Below are 19827 nucleotides of genomic sequence, written 5' to 3' on the forward strand. Positions count from 1 at the left end.
ATGCCGCGATCTAGGCTGAGACCGGTCCGACGTCGACGCCCGAGATCCGGCCGAGTTCGTCGAAGGAGACCACCGCCGTGCCGCCGCCGGGCAGCTGCGCGGTAGTCCGGTCGGCTTCCTCCCGTACGGGGACGCCGTGCAGGGCGAACCAGCCTTGGACCACCCGCCGCGGCGAGCGGGCGAACAGCTGCGCACCGGTGAGCAGGTGGCGCGGCATGGCGACCGGGTCGAATCCGGCCGGCCGGAGCTGCGGGTCCTGCGGCACGAAGTAGACCCGGCTCCCGGGGCCGGCCTCCTGGCCGAGGTAGCCGGGTGCACCGAGCACCGCCGCGCCGAGGAAGGCCAGCGCCTCCGCGGCATGGCGCGGATCGGCGAAGCCGGCCAGGTCCACGCCCTCCTGCGCCAGCTCGGCGACGCCGTGTCGGCGGCCGAACTCGGCGATCCGCTCACCGGCCGCGATCACCGCGCTGCCGCGCAGCCCGGGGTTGGCCCAGCCCCACAGCCAGGTCTGCTCGGCCGTGTCGTAGCTGCCCAGCAGCCCGACCCGCAGGGTCCGGCCGCCGGACTCGTAACGGCACTCGTCGAGGTCCGCGGTCCACGGGCCGCCCGGGACGGCCTGGCCGATCAGTTCGAGCTGCTGGGCGCCCCACGCCGCGTGGTACTCGGCGGCGTCCAGGAAGGCGTCGGAAAAGGCAGTGATCATCTGGGCAGCTTAGGGGGACGTCGGTCGCGGGCACGGAGCAGGGTCCTGCCCTGAAGCAGTCCCGACCCAGGTCGAAAGCCACCAGCGACGGGCCCGATCAGGCCGGCCCTGCGTCGCGTCTGGAAGGCGGCGCGCGGCGGGGCTGTCCTACTCGGCCGGCAGACGGAGCATCGGTTCGAAGGCCGCGTCCTCCTCGCCCTCGACCGAAGGGAGGAAGCCGTCCGGGACGGTGTGGGCGGCCGTGGTGAGGAGGCGGCCCAGGACCTCGCGCTCGGTGGCCGGGGGAAGGCGGAGGGCGGCGAGGAGGCGGTCGCGGACCTCGGGGTGGTCCGGGTTGTCCTCAAGGTAGTCGGCGTTGAGCGCGGGGGGACGGAACCCGGCCAGGGCGTCGTGCCAGGAGGGGAGGACGATGGCCAGGGTCAGGGCCTCGGCGAGGGACTCCGCGATGAGGGAAGCCCGGCCCTCGGAGTCGGTGTAGAGGACGGGGCGGACGCGGTCGGAGCCGGCCGGGCCGCAGAGGTAGTGGGTGCCTCCCGCGTTGCAGCCGGCCACGGGTTCCACCGGGAGACCGGCCGGCAGGGCGATCGACTCGATGGGGTCGGTCCGCGTGAGGTCGAACTCGCCGTCGCAGGCGAGGTACGCCTCGACCTCGGGGTCGGCGGCGATCCGGCGGAGCAGGGCCTCGTCGGAGAGGGCGGCCGGGTTGAGGCCGTGGGCGGCTTCGGGGGTCAAGGGGTGGCCCGCGAGGACGTGGCGGACGGTGTCGAGGGGGACGGGCTGCCCGTAGTCCTCCTCGAAGTGCGCCCGGACGGCCTCGGGGGAGCGGTCGGTGAGGAGGCGGAAGAGGTGCCCGGAGCCGTCAGGGTCCGGGCTGCCCGAGGGGAACTCGATGCGCGAGCCGGCGCGCCAGGCGCTGCCGCCGGTCTCCCACCACAGGCAGGCGGTGACCCGCGGGGCGCCGAGGCCCTCGTCGACGAAGGCCGGGTCGTCCAGGAGCGGGCGCAGCGCGTCGGGCACCTCGTCTATGACGCCGGGCCAGACCTGTTCGTCGTCCGTGGCGTACGGGCTCATCTCCGACTCGTGGTCGAAGCCGCGGACGAGCACACCGGCCGGGGTGAAGAGGACGGAGAAGTCGTCGCCCGAGCCGTTGTCCATCAGGGCCGCCTCCGTCCCGGGCCCCCAGGTGGTGGAGAAGGAGTAGCGGGAGAACCGCGGGTCGCGGCAGATCGCCTGGTCCAGCACGGCCAGCGCGCGCAGGTGCGCGCGCAGCTCGGCGGGGTCCGGCAGGAGGGCGGCGGTCGTGTGCACGGTGTCCATGGGCTCATGTAAGCAGCCGGCACCGACATCCGGGGCGGTGGTTCGGTCACACCTGCTCTCTCACTCAGGGAACGAAAAGCCCAGCTCACGTAGGGGGGGCAAGCACACTGCGAGGCATTGCTCCACAGACGTGGCATCGGTTCGCACGAGGACGTTGCCTTCCCCAGGACAGTTGCCCGCAGGGCGGCCCGGCGGCGAGCCCGGCCGGGCCACCCCGCTGTCAGCGAGTGTCGGTGCGTTCTTCGAGGCGGGTGCCATGGCGAAGGGTGATCGACATCAGGTCGCTGGGGGCGTCCAGTTCCAGGCGGTGCCAGCGGCCACGGGGGACGATCACGGCGCTGCCGGGCTGCAACTGCACCATGTCCTCGGCGTCATCGGGCGTGTCGGGACGGAAGTAGAGGCGGACACCGCCGGTCAGGCAGCACACGGCCTCCTCGGCCTGCGGGTGCATCTCCCAGTGGTCGGCGTGAACGTCGGCGCCGGTCTCCACATGGAACGTCGCGAGCTGCCAGGCGCCGGAGTCGCTGCTCGTCATCTGTCGTTCGGCGGCTCGGACGTTGCCGTCGGGGTGGATGTGCAGCGCCGAGGCGAACAGGTCGATGGGGGAGAGGGGTGTTGTCGTCATGAAGGCGTTCCTTCCAGTCGGTTCTCTGCGGTGGTGGCAGGTTGCGGGGCAGGTGTTTCGGTCTGGAGGCGGGGCAGCACGCCGATCGCCACGATGGCCGCGAGCACGAAGAGGACGGCGGCGATGGCAAGGCCCAGGGCGTAGCCGTCGTTGATCGCGGCGGGGTCGGTTGCCGTGCCGGTGCGGTGTGCGGCGATGGTGGCCAGGACGGCCAGGCCGATGCAGCCGCCGAGTTGGCGGGAGCTGTTCATGAGACCGGAGGCCATGCCGGACTCATGAGGGGCGACGCCGGTGGTCGCGGCGGCGACGATGGGGGCGATGACCAGTCCGACGCCGATGCCGGTGATGATGCAGGGGCCGAGCACGTCGGTGAGGAAGTCGCCGTCAGGGCTGATGAAGGCGAACCAGGCCAGGCCCGCGGCGGCCAGCAGGGCGCCGGGCACCAGGGACGCACGGGGGGTGCGTGCCGCAGTGACGCGGGTCGCGACGATGCTGCCCGCGACCAAGCTTGCGGAGAAGGGCAGGAATGCTGCACCGGTTGCTGCGGCACCCATGCCCAGAACCTGTTGCATGTACAGGGACACGAAGTAGAACGCCGCGAACTGGCCGGCAGTGGAGAAGAAGACCATCACGTTGGCGCCGGCGACCCCGCGGCTGCGCAGCAGGCTCAGGCGCAACAGCGGTGCGGGAGCCCTGGACTCGGTGACGACGAAGGCGGCCAGGAGCGTGGTGGCGGCGACGAGCATCGTCCATGTGGCCGGGGATTCCCATCCTTGGACGTCGGTGCGCACGACACCGGTCACCAGCAGCCCGACTCCACCGGTGGCCAGGACGGCACCGAGCACGTCCGGCCTCTCGCGCCGGACGGTGCGTGCTTCGCCGGGCACGCCTGCGCGGATCAGCGCGAGAGCCACCGCGACGATGGGCGGATTGATCAGCATCACCCAGCGCCAGCCCGCGTACTCGGTCAGCAGCCCACCCGCCAGCACGCCGAGTGCTCCGCCTGCGGCGTTCACCCCGCTCCACACCCCGAGTGCGCGCACGCGCTGCGGGCCCTCGGGGAAGGTGGTGGTGAGCATCGCCAGCGTGGCCGGCGTAGCCGCGGCGGCACCCAGGCCCTGGCCGGCGCGCGCGGCGATCAGTTGCCAGGGCGCCTGGGCGAGCCCGCCCGCCAGCGAGCACAGACCGAAAAAGACCAAGCCGAGCACGAACAGCCGTCGTCGGCCGTAGAGGTCACATGCGCGGCCTCCCAGCAGCAAAAATCCGCCGAGCGTGAGCGCGTAGACATGGACGACCCACGACAGGTCGAGCGGTGCGAACCCCAGCGCGGTGCGGATCGCGGGCAGGGCGACGTTGACCACGGATAAGTCCAGGGCGACGGTGAACTGGGCGACGGCCACGGCTGCCAGTACCACTCCGGGGCGCCCTCGTGAGTTTTTATACATGTAAAGAAACTAGCGTCAGGGGAGCGACGTTGTCGACACCTGGGGGATGATGAGGGCATGCCGCAACCGTCCGCACCGCGTAAAACCCTCGGCCGACCTCCCCGCATCTCCCGCGAGGAGGTCGTCACCGCAGCCCGTCGGATCGTGGACGCGGAAGGCGTGGACCGGCTGACCATGCGGCGGCTGGCCATGGAGATCGGCAGTACGCCCATGGCGCTGTACCACCACGTCCGCAACAAGGAAGAACTGCTTGTCCTGTTGCTGGACGACTACGCCACGCGGACGTTGCACCGACCCGAACTCCCCGTTCTGCCTCGCGAGCGGATCGTCGTCGCCGCTGCCGCGATCCACGAGGCGCTCGCCGCCTGCCCGTGGATCGTGGAGGTGCTGACCGCCGACGACCTGATGGCCACATCCGCTCTCTGGTTTGTCGAGCAGATCGTTGACGGCCTGGTCGCATCCGGCCTGTCTCCCGAGCGGGCAGTGCACGGCTACCGCGCGATCTGGTACTACACCGCCGGAGAGATCGTGGTCCGCGTGGCAGCGGCCCGGCGGCGCACAGACGATGACCGTCCCACCTACCGGGACCGAGTCTTCGCCGAGCTCGACCCGAGCGAGCTACCCCGCTTGGCACAGGTCGCGGACCAGTGGTCACCACTGACCGCTGAGGACACCTACCTGGACGGGCTCCGAGCTCTGGTGGACGGCCTCCTGGCTCCCCGCTGACCTGCTCGTTCAGTTCATATCCTCAAGCGCCGATCCGGTGCCGACGTCTCCGCCCGGACCCTCACCAAGCCGTTCTCGTGATTGCTGCGGTCTGCTGCTGGTGGCCTCCTCGGCGCGGGCGGCGAGGTACTCGGCCCGGTCGCGTCTGGCGTAGGCGACCCAGCGGAGGGCGGTGTGGCGGTGCATCCCGGTCACGTCGGCGAGGATCGCGCGGGGGAGGTTGGCAGCGAGGGCGGCCCCGCAGCCGGCCGTGGTTTTGTGTCCTGGCAGCGGCCGCGGGCAGCTGCGGTTCCGGGGGCGGATGGGCGGCCGGTGTGGAGGAGGAGGGTGGCGACGACGGTTTTCGCCGCAGCCGCGGTGGCGGGCGGGACGTGGAGGCATCTCCGAGTCGACTGTCGGGCGGCACCCTGGTTCATCCCATAGAGGTAGATTTCCTCCTTTCCCGGGTCGAGCCGTGCCAATGGACCGAGACTCTTCTGCCGCGGCCGGTCATCATCAGGCCGAGGGCACCTCCGGGCAGCTGCATTACGACGCGTCCGCTGTCTACCTGGACGGTTCCGGTCGAGTGATCGACATGGGTGCGGCCGGCGAACCAGGTACGACTCGGCACGCTGCGGCGCTTGGATGCACGCCGGTCAGCGGGAGGGACAACGCGACACCCCACGCCCGTCGTGGCGCAATCACGTGGACATCGATGTGATCGACGAGATCGACACCGCAGAGAAGCCCATGCACCAGGCTGAAGTGAACTGCCGAGTCTCCCAGAGGGCTCTGTCGGGCCCCTCCGAAGGTGGTCGTCAGTCCGTCCAGAGGGAGAGCGACATGTCGGAGCGGGACGCGGTCGGGCAGCCGGGCGTGGCGCCCGCCGCTCGTGGCACCGCGGGAACCCTGTTCGCCGCACTCTACGGAGAGCTCCTCGCGCACGCGTGGCACGATCCCGCGTCGGAGCACGACGCGTACCAGCTGTTCCATCAGCGATCACTGGCGATGGGCTGGCTCGACGACAGGTCGGGCTCCGGGGAAGGGAACGCCTCCGGTCAGCGCACGCACGTCGCGCCGGGGTTGTGGGCCATGAACGACGCAGGCTGGAGCCACCCCCTTGCCGCTCCGGAGCAGAACCCGATCTCGTGGTTCCACGTCGAAGTGAGCGCGTTGGCCGACGACCGGCCCCTTCCCGTGCAACCGTTCCTGCGCTGCGCGCAGGACACGACAGAACGGATCGGCGCCGTGCACCTCACCGCGGTCCAGGTTCTTCTGCCGGTGCAGGGTATCGACGCCTCGGCTCGGCCGCCGTACGCGCTGGTGCCCTCCATGAGGACACCGGACTGGTTCGGGGAGTGCGACCCCGGGGCACGGGTGCCGGTGAAAGTCCGCATCGACGGCGGCGTCGACCCGGCGATCCCCTCGATGGCGTCCCGGTTCGCCCGCCGCATCGTTCCCGCGGACCAGCATGTGTTCGCCGGCCACATCGATGAGGTCGTTCCCCCAGGAGTCTTCCCGGCGCCGCCGTTCGACGACCGCTTCTGGAACGGTCCCCCCTCGCACGGGGTGACGCTCTCCGGCGAGTTGGCGGAGTGGTCCTGTGACGCTGTCGGCTGGCTCGCTGCGACGGTGGCCGACTCTGCCGCTCACCTCGGCATCCATACACCGGTGCTGTGCACCGTCGTGCGGGGCTGACGGCCCTGCAGGCCCGTTGCCAGCACGATCGCCTGCGAGATGGCGGGCGCAGGGCAAGGCCGCGCGTTCAGGACCGGACCCACCGGCACACACGAAGACGAGAACGGCGGCGTTCCCAAGCGGGTGCACCGCGTCCCCGCCAAGGAGCGCGAGCAACGCGCCCGGACCCTGCTCGCCCTGGTCGGCCTCGCGGAGCACGCCGACTCGCCGACCGCGTGGTGGAACTGCGCGACGGCCACACCATCACCCCAGAGCCCGGTCACTGACCGGCCGGCGGGCGGCCCGCGCCGGACGTTACGCGGCCGGCTGTGAGGGGCCGGTGGCTTCGGCGAGGGCCTCGGCGAAGGCGGAGGCCTGGGCCGAGGGCCTCAGGCGGTGGCGGATCAGGCCCAGTTCGGAGTCGGGCAGGCCCTCGACGGGGATGAAGGTGAGGGAGTCGCGGCGGCCGTGGTACTCGGCCGTCGAGCGGCACAGCAGCATGGCGCCGCGGTTGGCCGCGGTCAGGCTCAGCCCTTCCTGGAGGGTGTTGACGCCCGGCCCGGCCGGCACGGTCAGGCCGCCCGGGGTCAGGGCCGGCGCCTGGGCGCTGCGCCAGTAGTCCGGGGCGCCCCCGCCGATGCCGATGAGCCGGCAGTCGGCGAGTTCCTCGGCGGACAGCGACTCCCGGGCGGCGAGCGGGTGCCGCACCGACACGGCGAGGGTCTGCGGCTGCCGCGAGAAGACCGGCCCGAGGACCAGGTCGTCCTCGGCCACCGGCAGCAGGACCACCGCGCAGTCCACCTCCTGGCGGCGCAGCGGCCCGAAGGGGTCGGAGAGCGGGATCTCCACGATGTCGATGGCGCATTCGGGGTAGAGGTCGCCGAAGCGGGCGATGGCCCGGCTCAGGTAGTCGTCGACCGTTCCCTGGAAGCCGATGCGCAGGACCCCGCCCATCCCGCGGGCGGCCGCCCGCGCGTCGTCGACGGTGGCGCGCAGGGCCTCGTACGCGGGGCGCAGGCCGGCGAGGAAGCTCTCGCCGAGCGGGGTCAGTGCCACCCGGCGGCTGGTGCGTTCGACGAGCGGGGCGCCGATGCGGTGTTCCAGCGACCTGAGCAGCTGGCTCACCCGGCTCTGCGAGACGTACAGCCGTTCCCCTGCCCGGCCGAAGTGCAGCTCCTGGGCCAGGACCAGGAAGGCCTCCAGTTCCCGTATCTCCACACCGCTCATGCTGTTCCCTCCATGATGTCCCTTTCTACACGGCTTGTGTACGGCAGGTCCCGGCCCGGCCGTGGTTCATCGAGTAGCCCAGCTCATCGAAGGATGAGGGATCGGCCGTTGTTCCCGCAGGTCGCGGCGGGTTGGCTGAGGGCATGGCACAGACTGAGGAAATTGCGGAGACCACAGGGGGACCCGAAGGGTCCGCGGCACGCGGCTGGATGGGCGTCGCGGCGGTCGCGAGCGCGACGTTCACCGTGGTGACGTCGGAGATGCTGCCGGTGGGCCTGCTGACGCCCATCGGCGACGCGCTGCAGGTGACCGAGGGCACCGCCGGCCTGACCCTGACCATCACCGGTCTGGTGGGCGCGGTGTCGGCACCACTGCTGACACCGCTGCTGGGACGGTTCGACCGGCGGACCGTGCTGTGCGCGCTGATGGCGGTGCTGACCGCGGGGAACCTGCTCGCCGCCTGGTCGCCGCACTTCGCGGTGATGGTGGCCGCCCGCGTGCTCGTCGGCGTCGGCATGGGCGGGGTCTGGGCGATCGCGGCGGGGCTGGCGGTGCGGCTCGTGCCGCCGAAGTCGGTCGGGCCGGCGACCTCGCTCGTCTTCAGCGGGATCGCCGTGGCCTCGGTGCTCGGGGTGCCCGCGGGCACCTACATCGGTGAACTGGCCGACTGGCGGACGGCTTTCGTCACCGTGGGCGTGCTGGCGCTGGTGGTGCTGGTCGCGCTGGCAGCCCTGCTGCCGAGGCTCCCCGCCGAACAGGACGTGCGTCTCGGCGGTGTGCTGCGGCTGTTCGGCAGCCCCCGGGTGCGCACGGGACTGGCCGTGGTGGCCCTGCTGGTCACCGGCCACTTCGCCGCCTACACGTACGTGCGGCCCGTCCTGGAGGAGGTCTCCGGGGCGAGTGCCGGGATGATCGGCACCCTGCTGCTGGTGTACGGACTCGCCGGCGTCGCGGGCAACTTCGCCTCCGGTGCGGGCGCCGGGCGTTCGCCGCGCGGCACCCTGCTGGCGATCAGCGCCGTGCTGGCGGCGACGGTCGCGCTGATGCCGCTGCTCGGCGGCTCCGTGCTGAGCGCCGGGGTGCTGCTCGCGGTGTGGGGGCTGTCGTACGGCGGAGTGTCGGTCAGCACCCAGACCTGGCTGCTGGCCTCGGCGCCGCAGGCGCGGGAAGGCGTGTCCGCCCTGTTCGTCGGCGTCTTCAACGGGGCCATCGCCCTGGGCGCCCTGCTGGGCGGGCTGACCGCCGACGGGATCGACGTCACCGCCGTGATGTGGCTGGGCGGCGGCCTGGCGGCGGCCGCCCTCCTGGTGACCGCGCTCGGCAAGTCCCCCGACTCCGGCCGGCTTTGAGACCGGGCCCGGCGTCTTCCCCCGGGCCGCGCCGCTCCTACCGGGGCCGGCGCGGCCGGACGCCGGGCTCACACCACCGGCCGGCCCCGCCCGGGGCCGGCCGGTCAGCCCCCGACGGAGGACAGGAACCCGTCGATCAGCGCGGCCCACTCGGCCGGGAGCTCCGCCGCGATGGCGTGACCGCAGTCGAGGGTCGCGAGCCGGGCCCCCGGGATCCCCTCCGCGAGTTCGCGGGAGTGAAGGGGAGTGACGAGGAGGTCGCCCGACGGGGAGACGACCAGGACGGGCACATCGATCCGGGCCAGATCGGCCCGGACGTCGAGCTCGTCGAAGAGCGCGAGCTGTGCGTCGGTACCCGGCGGCATGCCGGCGGCGAACAGCTCCAGCTGCTCCCCGATCTCTCCTTCGGAGCGGGCGTCGAGCCAGCGGGTGCCGCCGACGAGCAGCGAGAGGTAGGAGGCCAGGACCCGGCCGTCGCCGCCCGGCGCGCCCAGCGCCCGCCAGGTGTCGACCGCCAGCTTCAGACGTGCGTTGCGCCGGGCGAACCCGGCCGAGAGAACCAGCGCGGTAACCCGTTCGGGATGGCGTACGGCGGCCCGTACGGCCACCGTCGTCCCCATCGAGAATCCGGATATTGCAAAGGAATGCACGCCGGATTGCACAGCGCTTTCCACAATGTGGTCGGCCAGCATGTCCAGCGTCAGGGGAACGTCCGGGAGCGGGTTATCGCCGGAGCCCGGATAATCGGGCCCGACGACGGTCCGGCGGGCCGCGAGATTTTCTATGACGGGGCCGAAACTGTCCTCGATGTCGCTGCCCGCACCATGCGCGAGCAGCAGTCCAGGGCCGCTTCCCCGCACGAGGACGGATTTCCGGGAAGGAGGTGTGGAGGTCATGAGGGAGATGTTAGCGACCATCTACGGAAATCCTTGAACCAATATTGCGCGGATCACATATTCCCCGGCCGGGCTACTTGAACGGGTAGTCCGCGTCTACTCATACGAGTAGTGGTGGACCGGATTGCGGGAAACGTAGGCTCCTGGGCATCGGACGGCGAAAACATCCGGCCGTCCGAATTAGCGAAGGAAGGCCGATGCCCGCTATACGCCAGCTCCCCCTGTCCGCCTATCAGCAGGACATCTGGGTCGCCGAGTCCACCGCGCCGGGTGACCCCCAGTTCAACGTGGTCCTGCACGAGCGGTTGGCCGGCGAGGCCGACGCGGACCGCTTGCAGGAGGCCCTCGAAGGGGCCCTGCGCTCCCATGACGCGTTCTCGCTGCGCTTCGACGAACACGAGGGGACCCCCTGCCAGTGGGTCGCCGCGGCCGACGGTGAGGAGGCGGCCGACCCCTGGGTCACGTACGTCGACCTGTCCGGCGAGGCCGATCCCGCGGCGGCCTGCGCCGCCTGGCGGGAGGACTCCCTCACCCGGCCCTTCACCCTGCGGCGTTCGCGACTGTTCACGGCCGCGATCCTGCGCGAGAGCGCCTCGGTCGTCCATGTGCACCTCAACGCCCACCACCTGATCGCCGACGCCTGGGCGCTCAACCGGGTCAGCCTCGGCCTGTGGGAGCGCTACTCCGCCCTGACCGGCCGCGCGGCTCCCGTGGCGGCTCCCGTGGCGGCTTCCACGGCGGGCCGCCCGGTCGCCTCCCTCGTGGAGGCCGAGGCCGCCTACCGGGGGTCCGCCGCCTTCGAGGAGGACCGGGCCTTCTTCCGCGAGACGCTGGCGGGCGTCCAGCCCGCCCTGTTCACCCGCGCCACCGTGGCACCCGTCGGCGGGCAGCGCCGGGCCCGGCACACCTTCGCCGTCGACGCCGGTCTGGTCCGGCGCATCCGGGACGCCGGCGGTTCCCCGTTCGCGTACCTGGCGGCCACCTTCGCCGCCTACTTCAGCCGCGTGCACCGCACGGAGGAACTCGTCCTCGGCGTCCCGTTCCGCAACCGCCACACGGACGCCGAGCGCGACACGGTCGGCCAGCTCGCCAACAACCTGCCGCTGCGCGTGCCGGTCGGCCCAGAGACCACCCTGCCCGGGCTGGCGGCGGCCGTCCGGCGCGGTACGGACGCGCTGCGCGGCCACGAGCGGCTGTCCCTCGGGGACGTGCTGCGCGACCTCCCGGCCGCCGGTGCCGGCTCCCGCCGCCTGTTCGACATCACCCTGTCCTACCTGCGCCACCCCCGCCCCGCCCCGCTGCCGGGCACGGCGCTGGACTCCGTCGTCCTGGCACCCGTGCACCACCAGGACGCCCTGGCGGTGATGGTCCACGCCTTCGAGGACGACGCGGAGCTGCGGGTCGACCTCGACTACGCCGTGGACGTGTTCGACGAGGACCACCCCGTCACCGCCGTCGCGGGACACCTGCTGCGGCTGCTCGCCGCCGGGCTGGCCGAACCGGACCGGCCCGCGGTGACCCTGCCGGTCCTCGACGAGGCCGAGCACAAGGAGCTGACCCGGTTGTGGCAGGGGCCCGACACCCCCTACGCCCACGACCGGACCGTCCACTCCCTGATCGCCGAGCAGGCCGCCCGGACGCCCGGCCGTACCGCCGTCACCGCCGCCGACGGCACCCCGTCGCTGACGTACGCGGAGCTCGACGCCCGCTCCAACCAGGTGGCGCACGCCCTGCGCCGGCGGGGCGTGGGCGCCGGGGCCCGGGTGGCCGTCCTCATGGACCGCTCCCCGCTGCTGATCGTCGCCCTGCTCGGCGTGCTCAAGTCCGGCGGCGCCTACGTCCCCGTCGACCCCGGCTACCCGGCCGAGCGGATCGCCTTCCTGCTCCAGGACAGCCGGGCCAAGGCCGTCCTCGCCGACGACGCCGGCCGGGCCGGGGACCTGCCGGTGCCGGTCCTCGCCACCGCGGAACTGCTGACCGGGCCGGACGGGCCGGTGGCGGAGCAGGCGGGCCCGCGCGATCTCGCCTACGTGATCTACACCTCGGGCTCCACCGGCCGCCCCAAGGGCGTCATGGTCGAGCACCACTCGGTGGTCAACCGGCTGGCCTGGATGCAGAACGCCTACCCGGTCGGCGAGCACGACGTCCTGCTCCAGAAGACCCCGATCTCCTTCGACGTCTCCGTCTGGGAGCTGTTCTGGTGGGCGATCGAGGGCGCCGGCCTGGCCCTGCTGCCCGTGGGCGGCCAGCGCGACCCGCGGGGCATCCTGCGCACCATCGCCGAACAGCGCGTCACCACCCTGCACTTCGTCCCCTCGATGCTCGGCCCGTTCCTGGACCTGCTGGAGGACGACCCGGAGCTGCGCGCCGAAGCCGGCTCCCTGCGCCGGGTGTTCTGCAGCGGCGAGGCCCTGCCCGCGGCGCGCGTGGAGCAGTTCAACCGGGTCTTCGCCGGCCGCGGCGCGGACGCGCCCCGCCTGGTCAACCTGTACGGCCCGACCGAGGCCACCGTCGACGTCTCCTTCTACGACTGCCCCGCCGGCGAGGGCCCGGTCCGCCGCGTCCCCATCGGCCGGCCCATCGACAACACCCGGCTGTACGTGCTCGACGCGCACGGCGGCCTCCAGCCCGCCGGGGTCCCCGGGGAGCTGTGCATCGGCGGCGTCGGCGTGGCCCGCGGCTATCTGGAGCGGCCCGAGCTGACGGCGGAGAAGTTCACCGAGGACCCCTTCGTCCCCGGCGGACGGCTCTACCGCACCGGCGACCTGGCCCGATGGCTGGCCGACGGCACGCTGGAGTACCTCGGCCGCATCGACGGCCAGGTCAAGATCCGCGGCAACCGGGTGGAGCTGGGCGAGGTCCAGAACCGGCTCGCCTCCGTGCCCGGCGTGCGCGACGCCGTGGTGGTCGACCACCGGTCGGGCGACCGCGGCCTCGTCCTGGTCGGCTACTACGTCGCCGACACCGAGCTCGGCGCATCCCAGCTGCGCCAGGACCTGGCCGCCGTACTGCCCGAGTTCATGGTCCCGGCGCACTTCATCCGGATCGACGCCATCCCCCTCACCCCGAACGGCAAGGCCGACCGCCGCGCCCTGCCCGCCCCCTCGGTGACCTCCGGCCGGGGGTACACGGCCCCGCGCGACGCCACCGAGGAGACCCTCGCCGCGATCTGGGCCGAGGTGCTCGGGGCCGACCGGGTCGGCGTCCACGACGACTACTTCGCGCTCGGCGGGGATTCCATCACCATGCTGCGCATCCGCTCCCGGGCGGAGCGGGCCGGCATCGTGTTCTCCCTCACGGACCTGGTGCAGCAGCCGACCGTCGCCCAGCTGGCGGCCCTCGCCACCAGGGACGCCGCCCCCGCTCCCGAGGCCGTGCTCCCCCCGTTCGCGCTGGTCTCCGGCGTGGACCGGGCCCGCCTGGAGGGCCGGGCCGACGCGTACCCGCTGACCCGCCTCCAGCTCGGGCTGCTCTACCACAGCCGGGCCGAGCAGGACTCGGCCGTCTACCGCGACGTCTTCCAGTACAGCGTGACGGCCGCGTGGGACGAGGAGGGCTTCCGGCGGGCGTTCGAGCGGCTGGTCGAGCGCCACCCCGTGCTGCGCTCCTCCTTCGACCTGGGCTCGTTCTCCGAACCGCTGCAGATCGTCGACCACCGCGTGACCGGCGGGTTCGACGTCGTCGACCTGCGCGGCCGGGAGGAGGCCGAGGCACTGGCCGAGATCGGCGCGCACATCGAGGAACGGCGCCACCACCGCTACGTCTTCGAGCGGGCGCCGCTGTACCACCTGCGCGCCCACGTCCGCCCGGACACCCTCGAAATGGTGCTGAGCTTCCACCACGCCATCCTCGACGGCGGCAGCGTCGCCACCCTGGTCGCCGAGCTGCTCCAGGACTACCTGCACGGCCTGGGCCACCCCGTCGAGCCCGTAGCGGAAACGATCCTGCCGTCCGCCGCGCACCATGTGCGGGCCGAGCGCGAGGCCCTGGAGTCGGAACGGACCCGGGCCTTCTGGCGGGAGCGGCTGCGCGACGCGCCGCTGCTGCGGCTGGAGCCGTTCCGCGGCCACGAGGCGCCCGGCCCGGACACGCAGATCACCCGGATCGTGGACCTGCCGGCCGGCCTCACCTCGCAGGTGAACCTGTTCGCCCGGGAGCGTGCCCTGCCCGTGAAGTCGGTGCTCTTCGCGGCGCACTGCCTGACCCTGGGGCTGTTCTCCGGCTCCGACGACATCACCACCGGCCTGGTCACCCACGGGCGGCCCGAACTGGAGGGCGGAGACCGGATCGCCGGCCTCTTCCTCAACACGATGCCCGTACGGCTGGGCATCGCCGCCGACAGCTGGGCGGACGTGGTCCGCGCCGCGTTCCGGCAGGAGCAGCAGAGCCACGCCCACCGCCGGTACCCGCTGAGCGCGATCCAGGAGGACCGGGGCGCCACCGTCCTGGAGACCGCCTTCAACTACATCCACTTCCGCCAGCTGGCCACGGTGTTCGAACTGCCCGGGGTCCGGCTGCTGGACTTCCGCACCTGGGAGGAGACCAACTTCCAGCTGCTCGTCAACGCCATGACGGACCCGGTGGACGGCTCCGTGCGGCTGCGGCTGGACCACCACGGGCTGACGTTCACCCCGGCCCAGGCCGACCTGTACGCCGAGCGGTTCACCGCGATCCTGGACCGCCTCGTCCACCACCCCGACGAGACACCGGACTTCGGCTTCCTGGCCCCCGCGGCGGAACCCGCCGCGGAAGGGCGGACGGGAACCGCCGCCGCGCCGCCGGACGTCGTACGGGCCGTGGCCGCGCAGGCCGCACGCACCCCCGGGGCCACGGCACTGGTCTTCGGCGACCGCCGCTGGAGCTATGCCGAGCTGGACCGGGCCGCCGACCGGGTGGCCCGCGAACTGCTCGCGCTGGGCTCCCGGACCGGTGACCGGATCGGCATCGCCATGGACCGCTCCCCGGAGACCGTCGCCGTGATCCTCGGGGTGATGAAGGCCGGCGCCGCGACCGTGCCGCTGGACGTGAGCTATCCGGTGGACCGGCTGACCTCGATGATCAAGCAGGCCCGGCCGTTCCGGGTCGTCACCGGCGCCGCGCACCGTTCGGTCGTGGAAGTCCCGGGGCTGGTCCTGGCCGCCGAGGACCTGTTCGGCGAAGAGGAAGGGCGGCCCCACCTGCCGCGCATCCCGGCGGAGGTGACCGAGGACATCACACCCGACTCGATCGCCTACGTCCTGTTCACGTCCGGTTCCACCGGAGCGCCCAAGGGCGTGGCGATGCCGCACCGTTCGCTGGCCCAGCTGGTCGCCTGGCAGAACTCCGTCCCCAGCGGCGTGGCCGGCGGGGTCACCGCGCAGTACGCGCCGCTGAGCTTCGACGTGTCGTTCCAGGAGATCTTCTCCACGCTCGCGGGCGGCGGGACCCTGCTGCTGCTCTCCGAGGAGGAGCGCCGCGACATGCCGGCCCTGCTGCGGCTGCTCGACCGGGCGGGGGTCGAGCGCCTGTACCTGCCGTACGTCGCGCTCCAGCAGCTCGCCGAAGCCTCCGACGCGCTCGGCCTGGTCCCGCGCTCCCTGCGGGCCCTGCTCTCCTCCGGCGAACAGCTGCGCGTCACCGACGAGATCCGGCGGCTGTGCGCGGCTCTGCCGGGGGTGCTGCTGGAGAACCAGTACGGGCCGACCGAGTCGCACGTGGTGACCACGTACACGATGACGGGCGATCCGGCCGCCTTCCCGGCGCTGCCGCCGATCGGGCGGGCCATCACGGGTTCGCGGGTGCACGTCCTGGACCGCGGGATGCGTCCGGTCCCGGCCGGGGTGCGCGGCGAGCTGTACCTGGCGGGCGCCTGCCTGGCGGAGGGGTACATCGGCCGCCAGGACCTCACCGACGAGCGGTTCGTCCCGCACCCCTGCCCCACGAACGCGGCGGCGGGGGAGCTCCTGTACCGCACCGGCGACCTCGGCTTCGTCCTGCCGGACGGGAACGTGGTGTGCCTGGGCCGGGCGGACGCGCAGGTCAAGGTGCGCGGCTACCGGGTGGAGCCGGCCGAGGTGGAGCTGGCCATCACCCGCTTCGCCGCGGGCCACCCGGGGATCTCGGAGGCCGCCGTCGTGGCCCGCCGCCGGGAGGGCAACGACTCCTTCCTCGCGGCCTTCCTGACCGGCGACCCGGACGGGGCGGATCTCGCGCTGCTGCGCAAGCAGCTGCGGACGGTGCTGCCCGAGTACATGATGCCCTCGCACTTCGAGTGGGTGGCGGCCCTGCCGCTGACCCCGAGCGGCAAGCGGGACGACGCCGCCCTGCGGGCGGCCCCGCTGTCCGCCGCGGGCGGTGGGGACACCGCGGCCGCGCCGCGCGACGCGTACGAGCAGACCCTGGTGGAGCTCGTGGGCGACTTGCTCCAGCTGACCGGGCTGGGGGTGCACGACAACATCTTCGACCTCGGGGCGACCTCGCTCACCGCGATGCGCCTGGTGGTCCAGATCGAGCAGCGCTACGGGATCAGCGTCCCGCTGTCCGAGTTCGTCTCGGCGCCCACCGTGGCCGAGCTGGCGGGGCGGCTCCGCGCGGGCGGGGCGACGACGGCCTTCGATCCGCTGGTGCCGATCCGCCCGGCCGGGTCCAAGCGCCCGGTGTTCTTCGTCCACCCCATGGGCGGCAACGTGCTCTGCTACCTCCGCTTCGCCAAGTACCTGGAGGAGGACCGGCCGTTCTACGCCCTCCAGGCCGCGGGCGGCGATCCGGGCACCGAGCCGCTGCGCAGCGTGGAGGAGATCGCGGCGAGCTACATCGACGCCATGCGCCGGGTGCAGCCGAGCGGTCCCTACGTCATCGGCGGCTGGTCCTTCGGCGGGTTCGTGGCCTTCGAGATGGCCCGGCAGCTGCGGGCCGCCGGGGAGGAGATCGCCCGGCTCGTCCTGCTGGACACCACCGCCCTCAACCCGGGCCGGCGGCTGACCACGGGCGACGAGGCCCTGCTGGGCTGGTTCTTCTGGGAGCTGCTGTGGTTGCGCCGCGGCGGTGACTCGCCACTGGAGCTGATTCCGGCCGAGCTGACCACGCTGGACGAGAAGTTCGACTTCATCGCCCGGCTGGCCATCGACGAGGGCGTCCTGCCCGCGGGAAGCGGCGGGGCCGTCGTGCGGCGCCTGTTCCACGTGTACGAGGCCAACTGGAAGGCGGCGTTCGCCTACCGGCCCGAGGTCGTCGACCAGGACATGGTCCTCATCCACGCGTCCGAGCCGCTGCCGGACGTACTCAACTCCATGCACACGGCGATCGAGAGCATGCACGCCGACCCCAGCAACGGCTGGCGGGAGCGCACCAGCGGGAGGCTCGACGTCGTGGACGTACCCGGCGACCACCTCACGATCATGGAGGAGCCGCACGTGGCCCACATGGTCCGGGTCGTCACCGAACTGATCGGACAGTGAGATGACGAAGCAGACAGAACGCAGGAAGGCCCTGGTCCTCGGGGCGGGCATCGGCGGCCTCACCGCCGCGATCGCCCTGCGCGAGGCGGGCCTGGACGTGGAGGTCCACGAGCGGGCGGGCGAGCTGCGGGCCGCGGGCTCGGGGCTGTCCGTCATGAGCAACGCCGTCGGGGCGCTGAACTCGCTCGGCGTCGGCATCGACTTGGAGAAGCGCGGGGAGGCGCTGCGCTCGTACCAGGTGAAGACGGCCACGGGCCGGCTGATCCGGGAGTTCCCGTTCCCGGAGATCATCGGCCGACTGGGGGTGCCGAGCGTCCTCATCACCCGGGCCGACCTCCAGCAGTCGCTGCTGGAGGCCGCCGAGGGCATCCCGATCCGGCTGGGCGCGGCCGCGACCGGCTTCGAGACCGACGGAGTGCCGGGCGGCGGGGTACGGCTGTCCTTCGACGACGGCAGCACCGCCGAGGGGGACGTGCTGATCGGCGCCGACGGCTTCCACTCGGTCGTGCGCAGGCAGCTGGTGGGCCCGGAGGACTCGCAGGACAGCGGCTATGTCTGCTGGCTCGCGGTCGTACCGTTCTCGCACCCCCGGTTCACGCCGGGCTCGGTCACCCACTTCTGGGGCAGCGGCAAGCGCTTCGGCCTCGTGGACATGGGCGGCGGTCGGCTGTACTGGTGGGGGACGAAGAACATGCCCGCCGAGCTCTCGCGGGACTGGAAGGGCGGCAAGGCGGAGATCCTGCACTGCTACGAGGGATGGGCCGACGAGGTGCGCCAGGCCGTCATCGCCACCCCCGAGGAGTCGATCATCGCGGTGCCCTCGCGGGACCGCGCCTTCCTGGAGCGGTGGGGCCGGGGCCCGGTGACCCTGCTGGGCGACGCCGCGCACCCGATGCTGACCAGCCTCGGCCAGGGCTCGGGCATGGCCATCGAGGACGCCGTGGTCCTCGGCCGGGCGCTGCGCGGTGCGAGCGACCTGCCGCGGGCCCTGCGCCGGTACGAGGACGAGCGGCGCGAGCGGACCCGCGGCATGGTCGCCGCCTCGCGCGGCATCAGCACCTTCGAGCAGTCCGAGGACCCCATCCGGCGGCCGGTGCGGGACGCCTACTTCCGGTTCATGCCGGAACGCCGGCTCACCCGCACGCTGGAGGACGCCCTCACCTTCCCGGCGGTGGCCGGATGACCGCCCCCGGTTCTCCGGGCTCCCCCGGCTCCGCCGGCTCCCCGAGGAGGAAGTTCGTGCCGTCCGTCCCGCAGCGCCCCGCCCTGTCCCCGCGCGGCCGGTCCGTCCTGGTCACCGGGGCCTCCTCCGGCCTGGGCCGGGTCTGCGCGCTCCAGCTCGCCGACGCGGGCTTCCGGGTCTTCGCCGGGGTCCGCAGGGAGGCCGACGGGGCCGCCCTCGCCGAGGCCGACGGCGGCTCGGGCCGGATCGTGCCCGTGGCGGTGGACGTGACCGACGAGAAGTCGGTGGCCGCGGCGGCCGAACGGGTCACGGCCGAGGTCGGCGAGGCGGGTCTGTGGGGGCTCGTGAACAACGCCGGGATGTGCGTGTCGGCGCCGCTGGAGTGCGTCTCGCCGGACCGGCTGCGCGCGCAGCTGGACACCAACGTGGTGGGGCAGCTGGCCGTCACCCAGGCGTTCCTGCCGCTGCTGCGGCGCACCCGCGGCCGCGTGGTCAACGTGACCTCGGGCCTGGGCAGTGTGGCGATCCCCTTCCTCGGGGCGTACGCGGCGGCCCAGTTCGCCAAGGAAGCACTGACCGACGTCCTGCGCCGCGAGCTGGCCCCGCAGGGGGTGGACGTCGCCCTGGTGCAGCCGGGGGCCATCATGACGCCGATCTGGGGCAAGGTCTCCGACGTGGCGCGGGCCTCGATGGACGGAGTTCCGGAAGCGGTGGCCGAGTTGTACCGGGTCCCCTTCGGCCGTTTCCTGCACCAGAACGAGAAGCAGGCGCGGGAGAGCACCACCCGGCCGGAGGACTTCGCGCGGACGGTGCGGGTGGCCCTCACGGCCCGGCGGCCCCGGACCCGCTACCGGGTCGGGCCGGACGCCCGCAGGGTGAGCGTGCTCGCCCGGGTGCTGCCCGACGCGGCGCTGGACCGGTACCTGCGGCCGATCACCGAGTAGAACCCGCCAGTCGGTACGCCCGCCGGGGAGGGCCGAGCGACGCTATCGAGCCACCGCACGGCCGATAGCAGTGAGTTGTAGCGCAATATGGCCCTCATCACGTTTTGTTCCCCCCTCCTCGGCGGGCGGCCCAAAGGGCCTCGTCCGGCCGGTGGTTCAGGTTCCGCCAGGGCCCCGACCCCACACCGGACGCGTCAATTCCGCCCAGGGCCGTGTGAACGGCCCGTCAAATCCCACCGTGACCAGACTCCGACGTGGGTCCGAAAGTGCCGATTTACCGTGATCGTCGGGAGTTTCGACCTCCCACGGTTCGTCCTCGG

The 19827-nt window shown here is 72.7% G+C and carries 13 protein-coding genes; 6 read left to right on the forward strand and 7 right to left on the reverse strand.

All coding sequences use genetic code 11. From position 1 onward, the window contains the following. Window positions 1-10 precede the first annotated feature (10 nt). From WDV06_RS09095 to WDV06_RS09110, 4 genes are all read right to left on the reverse strand, one after another. Entirely contained in the window at window positions 11-703 is a 693-nt protein-coding gene (locus WDV06_RS09095) for a DUF6882 domain-containing protein (RefSeq protein WP_395509132.1), read from the reverse strand. A gap of 147 nt (window positions 704-850) precedes the next feature. Continuing rightward, a complete protein-coding gene (locus tag WDV06_RS09100) occupies window positions 851-2020 on the reverse strand; it encodes a hypothetical protein (protein ID WP_395509133.1) in 1170 nt (389 codons plus the stop codon). 220 nt (window positions 2021-2240) lie between these two features. Beyond that, a complete protein-coding gene (locus tag WDV06_RS09105) occupies window positions 2241-2645 on the reverse strand; it encodes a cupin domain-containing protein (RefSeq protein ID WP_395509134.1) in 405 nt (134 codons plus the stop codon). After that, complete coding sequence (locus WDV06_RS09110) at window positions 2642-4090, reverse strand: MFS transporter (protein ID WP_395509135.1); 1449 nt, start codon at window positions 4088-4090, stop codon at window positions 2642-2644. The genes WDV06_RS09105 and WDV06_RS09110 overlap by 4 nt, the downstream gene beginning before the upstream one ends. A gap of 57 nt (window positions 4091-4147) precedes the next feature. On the opposite strand from WDV06_RS09110, the gene WDV06_RS09115 reads away from it, so the two are divergent. Beyond that, window positions 4148-4816 carry a TetR/AcrR family transcriptional regulator gene (locus WDV06_RS09115; protein ID WP_395509136.1) on the forward strand — a complete coding sequence of 223 codons (669 nt, stop codon included), beginning with the start codon at window positions 4148-4150 and terminating at the stop codon, window positions 4814-4816. A 9-nt stretch (window positions 4817-4825) separates the two neighbouring features. Here the strand turns inward: WDV06_RS09115 and WDV06_RS09120 are convergent, their stop codons facing one another. Continuing rightward, complete coding sequence (locus WDV06_RS09120; protein ID WP_395509137.1) at window positions 4826-5011, reverse strand: hypothetical protein; 186 nt, start codon at window positions 5009-5011, stop codon at window positions 4826-4828. 489 nt (window positions 5012-5500) lie between these two features. Between WDV06_RS09120 and WDV06_RS09125 the strand changes: the two genes are divergently transcribed. After that, window positions 5501-6493: a hypothetical protein gene (locus WDV06_RS09125; protein WP_395509138.1), complete on the forward strand. Its 993-nt coding sequence runs from the start codon at window positions 5501-5503 to the stop codon at window positions 6491-6493. Between the two features lie 294 nt (window positions 6494-6787). Here the strand turns inward: WDV06_RS09125 and WDV06_RS09130 are convergent, their stop codons facing one another. Then, window positions 6788-7699 carry a LysR family transcriptional regulator gene (locus WDV06_RS09130; RefSeq protein WP_387267251.1) on the reverse strand — a complete coding sequence of 304 codons (912 nt, stop codon included), beginning with the start codon at window positions 7697-7699 and terminating at the stop codon, window positions 6788-6790. A 143-nt stretch (window positions 7700-7842) separates the two neighbouring features. Between WDV06_RS09130 and WDV06_RS09135 the strand changes: the two genes are divergently transcribed. After that, complete coding sequence (locus tag WDV06_RS09135) at window positions 7843-9048, forward strand: MFS transporter (RefSeq protein WP_395509139.1); 1206 nt, start codon at window positions 7843-7845, stop codon at window positions 9046-9048. Between the two features lie 104 nt (window positions 9049-9152). Here the strand turns inward: WDV06_RS09135 and WDV06_RS09140 are convergent, their stop codons facing one another. Then, complete coding sequence (locus tag WDV06_RS09140) at window positions 9153-9965, reverse strand: alpha/beta fold hydrolase (RefSeq protein WP_395509140.1); 813 nt, start codon at window positions 9963-9965, stop codon at window positions 9153-9155. Window positions 9966-10141: 176 nt separating this feature from the next. Between WDV06_RS09140 and WDV06_RS09145 the strand changes: the two genes are divergently transcribed. Genes WDV06_RS09145 through WDV06_RS09155 form a run of 3 tightly spaced genes read left to right on the forward strand, consistent with a single transcriptional unit; the run spans window position 10142 to window position 19507 of the window. After that, window positions 10142-17380 carry an amino acid adenylation domain-containing protein gene (locus WDV06_RS09145; RefSeq protein WP_395509141.1) on the forward strand — a complete coding sequence of 2413 codons (7239 nt, stop codon included), beginning with the start codon at window positions 10142-10144 and terminating at the stop codon, window positions 17378-17380. A gap of 1 nt (window position 17381) precedes the next feature. Then, complete coding sequence (locus WDV06_RS09150) at window positions 17382-18563, forward strand: FAD-dependent monooxygenase (protein WP_395509142.1); 1182 nt, start codon at window positions 17382-17384, stop codon at window positions 18561-18563. A gap of 56 nt (window positions 18564-18619) precedes the next feature. Further along, entirely contained in the window at window positions 18620-19507 is an 888-nt protein-coding gene (locus WDV06_RS09155; RefSeq protein WP_395509143.1) for an SDR family NAD(P)-dependent oxidoreductase, read from the forward strand. The last annotated feature ends 320 nt before the right edge of the window (window positions 19508-19827 follow it).

The organism is Streptomyces racemochromogenes (assembly GCF_044129415.1).
Classification (GTDB): Bacteria; Actinomycetota; Actinomycetes; order Streptomycetales; family Streptomycetaceae; genus Streptomyces; species Streptomyces racemochromogenes_A.